Raw genomic sequence first — 12,061 nt, 5'->3', positions numbered from 1 at the left:
CCGTGGGCCGTTTCGGGCACCCGCACGAGGTCGCCCCGACGGCGCTGCTGCTGGCCTCCTCCCCCGGCGGAGACTTGTACACTGGCCAGACCCTCGGCCCCAACAGCGGCGACGTCATGCCCTGACCGGGCACGAACAGGACGGTTACCCATGTGTGCAGGATGCCCCGGCGGCAGGACAGTATCGCGCCTGACTGCGTACGTGAACATCAAGGGCATCAAGGGGGAGGTTGCCCGGCTGCTGCAGCAGGCTGCCGGGAACCGGGCAGCCATCTCCGCCTTCGGCGACCAGTGGGTCCTGCGCTCCCCCACCGGCAGGCAGCAGGTCCTCGCGGACCTGGATGACCTCGCCGCGGCCCTGGCGGCCGGCGGCACGATGGACTCGGACCGGCTGCGCAAACTGGCCGGGACGCAGGATGCGCCCGACGCTGACGGGCGGTTCGACCTGATCCGCAGCCTGCCGGTCGACGGCCCGCTGCCGGAGATGACAGCGGCGGAGTTCACCCTCGCCCTGCTCGCCCATGCCGACCGCCGGCAAAGGATGTAACCGCATCCCTTGCCCCGCTTCCATTCCCGGAAGCGTCCCTTCCGCCGGCCTCCCGGCGGCTTCCCGGCGGTCTTCCGCCAGCAGGAAGCCGCCGGGAGGCCGCGCTGGTTTCCCTGTCCTGCCCTAACCTGCCCTGCTCCTAGCCCGCACCGCCCAAGCCTGCGTTGCGCAGCGCCTGGGCCAGCGCCGTGTCCGGCTCCCGGTCCGCCCCCATGCCACCGGCGGGGCGCGGCCGGCGGGCGTCCGGCTGCGTACGGGCCGGGCGGGCCCCGCCGTGGCGGGAACCGGAACGGGGGCCCTCCTGCCGGGCAGGCTGCCCCAACTCTTTCTGCCTGGACTCTTTCTTCCGGGTCTCGTTCTTTCCGGGTTCGTCGTCCAAACGCAGGGTCAGCGATATGCGCTTGCGTGCCGGGTCCACCTCCAGGACCTTGACCTTGACCACCTGCCCGGAGCGGACCACTTCCCGGGGGTCGGAGACGAACTTCGCACTCATCGCGGACACGTGCACCAGGCCGTCCTGGTGCACTCCGATGTCCACGAACGCCCCGAAGGCGGCAACGTTGGACACCGTGCCCTCAAGCACCATGCCGGGCACCAGGTCGGAAATCTTCTCCACGCCCTCCTTCAGGGCCGCGGTGACGAATTCCGGGCGCGGGTCCCGGCCCGGGCGAACCAGCTCGGCCATGACGTCGCGCACGGTGGGCAGCCCGAACCGCTCGTCCACGAAGGCCGCGGGGTCCAAGGCCGCAATGGCCCCGGGGCTCTCCCCCGCCGCGGCAAGGATCCTGCGGGCCAGCCCGTAGGCCTCCGGGTGGACGGCCGAGGCGTCCAGGGGTTCGGGCCCGCCGGTGATGCGCAGGAAGCCGGCGCACTGCTCGTACGCCTTGGCGCCCAGCCGCGGGACCTTGAGCAGGTCCCGGCGGGTGGCAAAGGCCCCGTGGGCGTCGCGGTGATCGACGATGTTGCGGCTGAGCAGTGGCCCCACCCCGGCGACCCGGGCCAGCAACGCCGGCGAGGCGGTGTTCACGTCCACCCCGACGGCGTTCACGCAGTCCTCCACCACCGCATCCAGCGAGCGTTCCAGCTTCGCGGGGGTGAGATCGTGCTGGTACTGGCCAACGCCGATCGACTTGGGCTCGATCTTCACCAGTTCCGCCAGCGGGTCCTGCAGGCGCCGGGCAATCGACACCGCCCCGCGCAGGGACACGTCCAGGTCGGGCAGTTCCGCGCTGGCCAGCGCGGAGGCCGAGTAGACGGAAGCACCCGCCTCGGAGACCACCACTTTGGCGGCAGTGCCCCCAAACGCCGGGTTCCGTCCCAGCCGGGCCAGCAACTCCCCGGCCAGCCGGTCCGTCTCGCGGCTGGCGGTGCCGTTGCCGATCGCCACCAGGTCGATCCCGTGCCGCACCGCAAGGGATTCCAGCACCGCCAGGGATTCTTCCCACTTCTTCGCGGGGGCGTGCGGATGGATGGTGGCGGTGTCCACGACCTTCCCGGTTCCGTCGACGACGGCGGCCTTGACGCCCGTGCGCAGGCCCGGATCCAGGCCCAGCACGGCGCGGTTGCCCGCGGGTGCCGCGAGCAGCACGTCGCGCAGGTTCGCGGCGAACACGCGCACGGCCTCCTCTTCCGCCGCGTCGAACGCGCGCGAGCGCAGGTCCGCCTCCAGGCGCGCCAGCAGGCGCCCGCGCCAGGCCAGGCGCACCGTCTGGGACAGCCACTTCCCGGCCTGGGCTTCCAGCGGGGCGGTGATGCCCAGGGACCTGGCGACGGCGGCCTCGTACCCGGCACGGGCGGTGTCCACCGCGTCCGGGTCTCGCGGGTCGGCCTCGGCCACTTCCAGGGACAGTTCGCCTTCGCGCTCGCCGCGCAGCAGGGCCAGCAGGCGGTGGCTGGGCAGGGAATTCAGCGGCTGCACGAAGTCCGCGTAGTCGGAGAACCGCGAGGCGTCCCCGGACTTGCCGGTGCCCCCGGGGCCCGCCTCCGCGGGCACCGCTCCGGTGGCCAGGGACCGGATGCGCCCGCGCGTCCAGAGCCGTTCGCGCAGGTCGGACACCAGCGCGGCGTCCTGTCCGGCGCGCTCGATGAGGATCGCGCGGGCGCCGGCGAGCGCGTCCGCGGCCGTGGCGACCCCGTCCCCCAGGTAGCCGGCTGCGGCGGCCTCGGGGTCCAACGACGGGTTGGCCAGCAGCGCCTCGGCGAGCGGTTCCAGTCCGGCCTCGCGGGCGATCTGCGCGCGGGTGCGGCGCTTGGATTTGTAGGGGAGGTAGAGGTCCTCGAGTTCGGCCTTGGTCCTGGCCTGCACCACGGCGTCCCGCAGCGGGCCGGTCAGCTGCCCCTGCTCCTCGATCGCCTTCAGGACGGCGGCGCGGCGGTCCTCCAGTTCGCGCAGGTAGCGCAGCCGCTCTTCGAGGTCGCGCAGTTGGGCGTCATCGAGCGTGCCGGTGGCCTCCTTGCGGTAGCGGGCGACAAACGGGACGGTGGCCCCGCCGTCGAGCAGGTCGACGGCGGCCCTCACCTGCCACTGCTGGACACCGAGCTCGGCGGCAAGGGTTTCGATGATGGACGCGTGGACCCGGTCCGGGCCGGTGGTGCTCTTCTGGCTCACCCGATCCAGTGTGCCGTATTCCGCCGACAATTCGCCGGTACCCTTATTGGATGCGCTGTGCCCGTGTCCTTAGCCTGTCCCTGTCCGCCCTCGCCGTCGCTGCCCTGTCCGTGGGATGCGCCGAAGTCGCCGATTCCGCCCGGCAGGCGGCCGGCGACGCGGCTTCGCAGGTGGCCTCCGACGTCGCCCAGACCGCCCGTATGGAGGCCGTCAAGGCAATCTGCGCTCCGGTGAAGGACGGGACAGTTTCCGCCGCGGACGTCCAGGCCCTGAGCGGGTGGGTGCTGGCCGCCGGCGAGAACGGCGTGCCGGCGGAGATCACCGCCCCGCTCCGGGAGATCGCCGAAGCCGGGGACAAGGCCCCTGCCGGGGCCGTCACGGCCTTGGGCAACGCCTGCGACTCCGCGCTGGCCCAGTAGCCCGCACACGGCAGCTTCCCGCACCAGCTCCCCAAGCCGCCCGCACCGTGGGGCGGTGCACTGTCCGCCGGGCCTGGCCCGGGGCATTCGGGCAGGAGGCTAATCCGCCCTGTCCTCGCGGCGATTCCTGAGTAGCCTTGAAGCATGCGAGCCGCACGTTCCCTGCCCCTGGTCCTGTCCATGGCCGCCGCCCTGGCCCTTGTCGCCGGGTGCGGGTCCGGTGCCGACACCGCTGCCAGCAGCGCCGCCTCCCAACTTGGCGGGGCTGCGGAGAGCGCGGCCTCCGGCGCCAAGGGGGCCGCCAGCAGCGCCGCCTCCCAGGCCGGGGATGCCGCCCGGACCCAGGCCATCAGGGCGGCCTGCGCGCCGGTGGAGGACGGGGAGGTTTCCGGGCCCGACCGCGCTGTCCTGACCGGTTTGGGAGCGGCCGCGGAACAGGCCGGCATCCCGGCGGAGATCGCCGTCCCCCTCAAGGAGATCGTCGCCGCCGGGGACCAGCCCCCGGCGGAAGCCGTGCAGCGGATGCGGGACGCCTGCGCCGCCGAACTGGCCAAGTAGCCGCCCGTAGACCTGGCTCAGACGTTCAGCCGGTACCCCCGCTTGATGACCGTGGCCACCAGCCCGGGCGCGGGCAGCGCCTGGCGCAGCCGGCTGACCGCCATGTCCAGGGCATGGTCCCCGGAGGCTTCGGGCAGCAGCGCCGCCATCTCGGTGCGCGGCAGCACGGTTCCCTGGGCTGCGACCAACGCCCGGAACAGTGCCAGCTGGGAGCCGCTGAGTTCGGCCTCGCGGCCGTTCAGCTCCACGATGCTGCCGCGCACCGTGCACTCCCCCAAGGCCGTGGCGAAGCGCCGGGTCCCCTCCCCGGAGAGGCGCTCGACGATCTGGCGGATCATTGCTCCCATCCGGAACCGGTCCGGGACCAGCGGCTCGATCCCCGCGTCAAGCAGCGGCTGGGCCGTCACGGGTCCCACGGTGGCCGCGATCAGGGAGGTCTGGAAAGCCTCAAGCAGCGGCACGTACCTGCCGAGTTGGTGGGCTGCGCTCCACAGTGCGTCCACTGCCGGAGCCGACGTGAAGGTGACCACGTCCAGGCCCCCCGAGCAGGCGGCCTCAATGAGGCGTTCGACGCGTTCGGCGCTGCCTTCCGGGGCTACCCAGCGGTAGGGGGACACCGGCAGGACCCGCGCCCCGGAGGCGCGCAGCCGGTCCAGGGACTCCAGGTCCCCGTACCCGTGCAACTGGACGGCGACGGTCAGCCCGTCCACGCCGTCGGCGAGGGCCCGGTCCACCATGGACGCGGTGCGTTCGTCCGCGCTGATGCCCTCGTCGTCGAATCCGGCCGCGCGGACGGCGCCGCGGGCCTTCGGTCCGCGCACCAGGATCCGGCACGCCTCCAGGACCGCGGTCAGTTCCTCGCCCAGGCCGTGGGCGTCCGCTGCCTCGATCCAGCGCCGGAACCCGTAGGCGGTGGTCACCAGCAGCAGGTCGGGCCGGGCCTGGATGATGGCTTGGGTTTCGGCCACCAGTTCGGCGTCCTCGGCCACCGGGGCAATCTTCAGGACCGGCGCGTGCAGGATGCCAGCTCCCCGCCGGGCCAGGGCGTCGATGAGGTCGGCGGACCGGCGGTCGCTGGTCACGCCGATCCGGAATCCCGCCAGGGGCAGCCCCGCGGGCTCGGGGCAGGGCGTTTCCCCGGTCACCGGGCCACCGCCGTGGTGCCGGGGAGGCCGGCCAGGTCCGCCAGCCCGCCGGAAAGGACCGCCTCGTGGCCCAGGGCCACCACCTCGCCGATCACGATCACCGCCGGGGAGGTGCACCCTGCGGCGGCGGCCGCGGGGACCAGGGCGTCCAGCCGGGCGGTGGTGCTGCGCTGGGAATCGGTGAAGCCGCGTTCCACGATGGCCGCCGGAGTGGCCGGGGCCAGCCCGTGGCGCAGCAGCCCGGCCACGGTCTGCGGCAGCGTGGCGATGCCCATGAGGACCACGATGGTGCCGCCCAGTCCGGCAAGGTGCTTCAATTCGGCCTCGGAGAACGGATCGTGGCCGCTGGCCACGGTGAACATGCGGCTCACCCCGCGGTGGGTCACCGGGATGCCGGAGGAACCGGGCACGGAAACGGCGCTGGTGATGCCCGGGACCACGGTCACCGGGATGCCGGCGGCCGTGCAGGCGGCAACCTCCTCACCCCCGCGGCCAAAGACGAACGGGTCCCCGCCCTTGAGCCGCACCACCGACTTGCCGGCCAGGGCGGCCTCCACCACCAGGGCCTCAATCTGCTGTTGCGGCACCTTGTGGTGCCCTGGCAGCTTGCCGACGTCGACCAGTTCGGCGCCGGGCGCCAGGGCCGCCACGGTGCCGTGCGGTCCCAGCCGGTCGTAGAAGACGACGTCGGCGCGGGCCAGCGCGGCCAGCCCGCGCGCGGTGACCAGGTCGGCCGAGCCGGGGCCGCCGCCGACGAGGGTCACGTGTCCGCCGTCGTGCGCGGCCTCCTCGCGCACCAGCAGCAGGCGGCGCTCGCGGCACAGCGCCGGCAGGATCCTCCAGCCCGGGTGGCCGTCCTCGACGGCAACCAGCAGGCTGGCCCGGCCCAGGACCGCGGAGACCTGCCCCAGCCCCGAGGGGGTGGCGACGGCGACGACCTCCGCGCCCTGGGCGCGGTAGCGGGCTGTGGCCCGCCGCGCGGGGCGTTCGGCCCCGGTGATGATGACGGTGTGGCCGCGCAGGTCGGCCGTTCCGTGCAGCGGGGTGAATGGGCTGGCGGGGGTGGTGTTCATGGCTTACTCCTCAACCAGGGCGGTGGCGGGGGCGCCGACGGGGATGGCGGCACCGAGCGGGACCGGGCCGGCGGGACGGCGCATGCCGCGTTCCTCGATGTAGGCGAGCGATTCGTCCTTCTGGTCCGGCGCGTTGACGAAGGAGCGGAAGCGGCGCAGGCGCTCGGGGTCGTTGAGGGTGGCGGCCCATTCGTCCTGGTAGTTCTCGACATGGCGGGCCATCGCAGCCTCGAGCTCCTCCCCCAGGCCGAGGGAGTCCTCCACGACGACCGAGCGTACGTGGTCGATCCCGCCGTCGAGGTCGTCCATCCAGTGGGCGGTGCGCTGGAGCCGGTCCGCGGTGCGGATATAGTACATCAGGTAGCGGTCCACGTACTTGATCAGGGTGGTGTCGTCCAGGTCCTGGGCCAGCAGCTTGGCATGGGCGGGATTTGCGCCGCCGTTGCCGCCGACGTACAGGTTCCAGCCGTCGGCGGTGGCGATGACGCCCACGTCCTTGCCGCGGGCCTCGGCACATTCGCGGGCGCAGCCGGAGACGCCCATCTTGAACTTGTGGGGGGCGCGCAGGCCGCGGTAGCGCAGCTCCATCTGGATGGCCATGGCCACCGAGTCCTGCACGCCGTAGCGGCACCAGGTGGATCCCACGCAGCTCTTGACGTTGCGCAGCGCCTTGCCGTAAGCCTGCCCGGACTCGAAGCCGGCCTCGACCAGCTCCTTCCAGATATCCGGCAGCTGCTCCAGCCGGGCGCCGAACATGTCAATGCGCAGGGCACCGGTGATCTTGGTGTAGAGGCCGTACTTCTGCGCGACGCGGGCGATCACGCCCAGCTTCTCCGGGGTGATTTCCCCGCCCGGGATGCGCGGGACCACCGAGTAGGTGCCGTCCTTCTGCATGTTGGCCAGCGCGCGGTCGTTGGTGTCCTGCAAGGTGCCCAGTCCGGCGTCGAGCGGGTAGGCGGAGTGCTGGGAGGCAAGGATGGAGGCGATCGCCGGCTTGCAGATGTCGCAGCCCAGGCCGCGGCCGAAGCGCTCCATTACCGCCTCGTAGGAAGCCAGTCCGGCCAGCCGCACGGCCTCGAAGAGCTCCGCGCGGGAGAAGTCGAAGTGCTCGCACATGGCCTTGGAGACCTCGATGCCGCTCTTGGTGAGTTCCTGCTCCAGCAGTTTCTTGAGCATCGGCACGCAGGACCCGCACTGGGTGCCGGCGCGGGTGCAGGTCTTCAGCCCGGCCAGCTCCTGCACCGGGTTCTGGCCATCGCAGGTGCCGCAGCCGCCCACGGCGTCGCGGATCCTGCCGGCGGTCACGTTGTTGCAGGAGCACAGCACGGCGTCGTCCGGCAGTTCGGTCTCCGGGGCCTCCCCGCCGCCGGCGGCGGACAGGTAGGCTCCCGGCTCGGCCGGCAGTTCCCGGCCCAGCAGCGGGCGCAGCGAGGTGTAGGGGGCGGCATCGCCCACGAAGATGCCGCCGAGCAGGGTCTTGGCATCGTCGGTGACCACGACCTTCTGGTAGACGCCGCGGGCCGGGTCCGCGTAGACGACTTCCAGTGCTCCCTCCGTCTTGGCGAACGCGTCGCCGAAGCTGGCGACATCCACCCCGGAGAGCTTGAGTTTGGTGGCCGTGTCGAAGCCCGCAAACGTGGCGTCCCCGCCGTGCAGGCGGTCGGCGACAATTTCGGCCATGGTGTTGGCCGGGGCCACCAGGCCCACGCACATGCCGGCGAAGTTGGCGACTTCCCCCACGGCCCAGACGTGTTCGACGTCGGTGGCGCAGCTTTCGTCGATCACGATGCCCCCGCGCACGCCCATGCGGAAGACCGGCGTGTAGTCCGCGTCGTCGAGCTCCTCCACGGGCACCCCGGCGGCCTCGGCGGCGGCCGCCTTGGCCCGGCCGTTGAGGGTGCGCGCCAGCTCGTCGCGGGGGCGCACGCCGATCGAGACGATCACCAGGTCCGCCGGGATGACCCGCCCGTCGGCCATTTCGACGCCGGTGACGACGGTTTCCCCCTCCACCTGCCCGGTGAGGACGGCCGACGGGAAGACGCCGCCGTGGACTTCCAGCCCCTTCCCGGCGATGAGGCGGCCCATGGCCTGCCCGGCGCCCTCGTCCAGCTGCGTGCCCATGAGCCACTTGCCGCCGTCGATGACCACGGGCCGGGCGCCGAGGGCCTGGACCCCCGCGGCGGCCTCCAGTCCCAACAGGCCGCCGCCGATGGTGACGGCGTTGATGGTGCGGCCGAGCTTTTCGGTCAGCCGGGCCACCTCGGAGTTGATGCCCCACACGTCCTCAAGGTAGCGGTAGACATGCGTGTGCTCGTTGCCCGGGATCGGCAGCGTGGCGGCATTGGACCCGGTGGCCAGGACCAGCTCGTCGTAGCCGAAGCGGCGTCCGTCGGCGGTGAGCACTTCCCGGACCGAAAGGTCCAGGTCGACGGCGCGGGCGCCGGTGACCAGTTCCACCGCCGGGTCCTGCCACAGCGCCGGGTCCCCCAGCGTCAGGTCCACGTCCATCTGCGTCAGCGCCTTGGACAGGGCCACGCGGTCGTAGGGGACGTGCGTCTCCTCGGTCAGCACGGTGACGTGCATGCCCTCCAGTCCGCGGGCGGCCATCGCCTCGGTAAAACGGTGGGCGGCGGGTCCGCCGCCGACGACCACGATCCGGCGCACGCCGGCCGGTGCCGGGCTGCTGGTGGCCGTGCTGTCGGTTGCTGCGCTCATGGTGTCCTCCGGTGTGGCTGGTGGTGTGGCGGATGGTGCGCCGGTGTTCCTGACTCCAACGGTAGGAAAGTGCTTTTGCCCCCGGGTGTCCCCGGTGTTTCGGCTGGGCAACGTTGATTTCTGGAATCCGCGGAATCCCGGTGAGAGGGCTGAAACATGCCCGAAACACCGGCCCCAAAACCCGCCCGGGGGCACGGAAAACGCCGCGGCGGGGATAAAGGGGCCCGGGTCCGCGGGCCGCTCACTGTGGCCCTGCGGCCGGGTGAGGCCGGATTTACGGAGCCGAAACGCCGCCCCGCGTGCCCCGTAACAACCTGTCCCTAGGCTCGAACCATCCCGATGCGGCCCGCCCCCAAAAGCGGCCGGCCGCCACATGAAAGGACACCCCATGACCATCCTCGTTGCGGAACGATCCGAGACCGATGCCTCCGAGCTGCGCTGGCACGACGTGTGCCGGCCCGAGGACCTGGAACCCGGCTGGGGCGAGGCCGCCTGGCTCGACGGCCTGCAGGTGGCCCTGTACCGCTTCCCCGACGGCTCCTTCTACGCCGCGGAGCAGCGCTGCCCGGCTACCGGAGCCCACGTCATGGCCCGCGGCATCATGGGCAGCCGCACCACCGCCGAGGGCGCGGTGCATACCGTGGCCAGCCCGCTGCACAAGCAGGTCTTCCGGCTTGATGACGGCCGCTGCCTGGGGGACGATTCCCTGTCCCTGAGGGTCTTCCCGGTCCAGGTCCGGGGCGAACGCCTCTGGGTGGGGGTGCCGCGATGACCGCCCTGCTTGCCGGCCCGCGCCAGGGGTCCCTGTCCGCTCCGGACAGCGTCCTGCCCGCCGCGCACGGAGCCCTGCCCGCCGCGCACGGAGCCCTGCCCGCCGCGCACGGAGCCTGGGGCGGCTGGGAGCCGGGAACGACGGCGTCGGTCCTGGTGGCCGCGTCGCACGGCACCTCAAGCCCGGCGGGGCAGGCTGCGATCGCCGGGCTGGTGGCGGCCGTTGCCGCGGCCCGTCCGGAGCTCGCGGTCGTCCCGGCCTTCGTGGACGTCCAGTCCCCCGCCGTTGACGCCGTCCTGGCGGAGGTGGAACCGGAGGCCCGGATCGTGCCGCTGCTGCTTTCGGCCGGCTACCACACCCGGCACGACCTCGCCGGGGCCGCCGCGCAGCGCCCGGGCACCACCGTGGGCCGGCCGCTGGGCCCGGACCCGCGGCTGGCCGCGGTCCTCGAGCGCAGGCTGCGCGAAGCGGGGCTCCACGGTCCCGGGATACGCAGTGGAGACCGGGTGGTGCTGGCCTGCGCCGGGTCCACCGATCCCGCCGGAGTGCGGGACTGCCAGGCCATGGCCCGGATGCTCTCCGAGCGGCTGGGCACCGGGGTCGAGGCGGCCTACGTCTCGGCCGCCTCACCCACGCTTGCCGAGGCCGTCGCGGGGGAAACTGCCGAGGCCCGGCCCGTGCTGCGCACCGTGGGCGAAGCGCTGCGCCACTCGCTCAGCCGCGCCTGGCGGGGCCGGCGCCCGTCCCGGACCGTGGTGGCCACGTACCTGCTGGCCCCCGGGTTTTTTGCCTCCCGGGTCGCCGGGTGCGGTGCGGACGTCGTGACGGCGCCCCTGCTGGTGCCCGGCGAGGAGGTCCCCGCCGAGCTCGTCGAGCTGGTGCTTGAGCGGTTCGACCGCCTCTAACGGGCAGGCCTGTGGCGGGTGGGGGCAGGCCCCGGCCCCCAAAGCGGGTACCGGGCACCGCGCCGCAGCAGGCCATGGCCCAGAGGGGCAGAGGGTAGGGACTGTGCACCCGGGATCCGGGGCGGGGCCGGCCCGGACGGCGCTCCGGCAGCGAGTAGAATGTTTGTCCCATGGAGTGCTCCTACTTCGACGCCGGCCTCTGCCTTTCCTGCACGCACCTCGCCGTCCCCTATGCCGAGCAGTTGGCCGCCAAAGAGCGCCACTGCCGTTCCCTGCTGTCCGGCCACCCCGGCCTGGAGTGGCTGCCGCCCGTCCCCAGCCCGGGGGCCGGCTTCCGCAACAAAGCCAAAATGGTGGTTGGCGGCACCGCCCAGGAACCCACCATCGGCATCCTGGACACCGAAGGCCAGGGCGTGGACCTGCGCCGCTGCGGCCTGTGCTCCCCGGGGCTGCTGGCCAGTTTCCCCGTCCTGGGCGAGTTCATCAGCCGGGCCAACCTGACCCCCTACGACGTTCCGCGGCGCAGGGGCGAGCTGAAGTACCTGATTGTCACGGAGTCCCCGGACGGGGAGCTCATGGTTCGTCTGGTACTGCGCTCCAAGGCGCTGGTGGGGCGGATCCGCAAGAACCTGCCCGCGCTGCTGCAGGCCCTGCCGCAGCTGAAGGTCGTGTCCGTGAACCTGCACCCCGAGCACAAGGCAACGGTGGAGGGCCAGACGGAAATCCTGCTCACCCGCCAGTCGACGCTGCGGATGCGCGTCAACGATGTGGACCTGCACCTGCGCCCGCAGAGCTTCTTCCAGACCAACACCGAAATCGCGGCGGAGCTGTACCGGCAGGGACGGGACTGGGTCCGTGAGCTGGCTCCGGCGTCCGTCTGGGACCTGTACTGCGGCGTCGGCGGCTTCGCCCTGCATTGCGCCGGGCCGGGCCGCGAGGTCACGGGCATCGAGACCAGCCGCGAAGCGATCGCCAGCGCGCGGATGAGCGCCCGCGAGGCCGGGATCGACGGCATGAGCTTCGAAGCGGGCGACGCCACGGCCTTCGCGCTGGGCTCCCCCGAGGTGCCCGAACTGGTCATCGTCAACCCCCCGCGGCGCGGGATCGGCCCTGACCTGTGCGGCTGGCTGGAGTCCTCTCCGGTGCGCCATGTGCTCTACTCGAGCTGCAACGCCGAAACCCTGGCGAAGGACCTCGCCGCGATGCCTTCCCTCACGCCCCGGCGGGCCCGGGTGTTGGACATGTTCCCGCAGAGCGGACACTACGAGGCCATGGTGCTGCTGGAACGGGCCTGAGGCGAAGCCCGGGGTGCCGGAAACC

The 12,061-nt window shown here is 72.6% G+C and carries 10 protein-coding genes and 1 pseudogene; 7 read left to right on the top strand and 4 right to left on the bottom strand.

Features of this window, described 5'->3' with window-relative positions:
- Positions 1-125, top strand: a pseudogene (locus NCCP_RS15270) (3-oxoacyl-ACP reductase); the annotation flags it as partial.
- Between the two features lie 76 nt (positions 126-201).
- Positions 202-546, top strand: a complete 345-nt coding sequence (locus NCCP_RS08595) for a hypothetical protein (protein ID WP_149956825.1) — start codon at positions 202-204, stop codon at positions 544-546.
- 139 nt (positions 547-685) lie between these two features.
- On the opposite strand, the gene NCCP_RS08590 is transcribed toward NCCP_RS08595, so the two are convergent.
- Complete coding sequence (locus tag NCCP_RS08590) at positions 686-3,154, bottom strand: Tex family protein (protein WP_225873760.1); 2,469 nt, start codon at positions 3,152-3,154, stop codon at positions 686-688.
- Between the two features lie 50 nt (positions 3,155-3,204).
- Here NCCP_RS08590 and NCCP_RS08585 point away from each other — a divergent pair, with 50 nt between their 5' ends.
- On the top strand, positions 3,205-3,573 hold the full coding sequence (locus NCCP_RS08585) for a hypothetical protein (RefSeq protein ID WP_149956824.1): 369 nt from the start codon (positions 3,205-3,207) through the stop codon (positions 3,571-3,573).
- A gap of 144 nt (positions 3,574-3,717) precedes the next feature.
- Positions 3,718-4,131, top strand: a complete 414-nt coding sequence (locus NCCP_RS08580; protein WP_149956823.1) for a hypothetical protein — start codon at positions 3,718-3,720, stop codon at positions 4,129-4,131.
- 17 nt (positions 4,132-4,148) lie between these two features.
- Here NCCP_RS08580 and NCCP_RS08575 read toward each other — a convergent pair whose 3' ends face one another.
- From NCCP_RS08575 to nirB, 3 genes are read right to left on the bottom strand one after another with little or no spacing between them, the layout of a single operon-like run.
- Positions 4,149-5,276, bottom strand: a complete 1,128-nt coding sequence (locus NCCP_RS08575; protein ID WP_149956822.1) for a uroporphyrinogen-III synthase — start codon at positions 5,274-5,276, stop codon at positions 4,149-4,151.
- On the bottom strand, positions 5,273-6,349 hold the full coding sequence (gene cobA / locus NCCP_RS08570) for a uroporphyrinogen-III C-methyltransferase (RefSeq protein ID WP_225873759.1): 1,077 nt from the start codon (positions 6,347-6,349) through the stop codon (positions 5,273-5,275). Before cobA ends, NCCP_RS08575 begins: the two co-directional genes overlap by 4 nt.
- 3 nt (positions 6,350-6,352) lie before the next feature.
- Entirely contained in the window at positions 6,353-9,064 is a 2,712-nt protein-coding gene (gene nirB / locus NCCP_RS08565) for a nitrite reductase large subunit NirB (RefSeq protein WP_149956821.1), read from the bottom strand.
- A 388-nt stretch (positions 9,065-9,452) separates the two neighbouring features.
- On the opposite strand from nirB, the gene nirD reads away from it, so the two are divergent.
- From nirD to rlmC, 3 genes are all read left to right on the top strand, one after another.
- Positions 9,453-9,836 carry a nitrite reductase small subunit NirD gene (gene nirD / locus NCCP_RS08560; protein WP_149956820.1) on the top strand — a complete coding sequence of 128 codons (384 nt, stop codon included), beginning with the start codon at positions 9,453-9,455 and terminating at the stop codon, positions 9,834-9,836.
- The gene (locus NCCP_RS08555; protein ID WP_216364685.1) at positions 9,833-10,741 is read left to right on the top strand and encodes a sirohydrochlorin chelatase; all 909 of its coding nucleotides are present in this window, start codon (positions 9,833-9,835) and stop codon (positions 10,739-10,741) included. Before nirD ends, NCCP_RS08555 begins: the two co-directional genes overlap by 4 nt.
- 170 nt (positions 10,742-10,911) lie before the next feature.
- Positions 10,912-12,036 (top strand): 23S rRNA (uracil(747)-C(5))-methyltransferase RlmC, encoded by a 1,125-nt coding sequence (gene rlmC / locus NCCP_RS08550; protein ID WP_149956819.1) that lies wholly within the window; start codon positions 10,912-10,914, stop codon positions 12,034-12,036.
- Positions 12,037-12,061 lie beyond the last annotated feature (25 nt).

This window comes from Zafaria cholistanensis (assembly GCF_008580665.1).
Lineage (GTDB): Bacteria > Actinomycetota > Actinomycetes > Actinomycetales > Micrococcaceae > Zafaria > Zafaria cholistanensis.
This window is presented reverse-complemented; position numbering and strand designations above follow the sequence as displayed.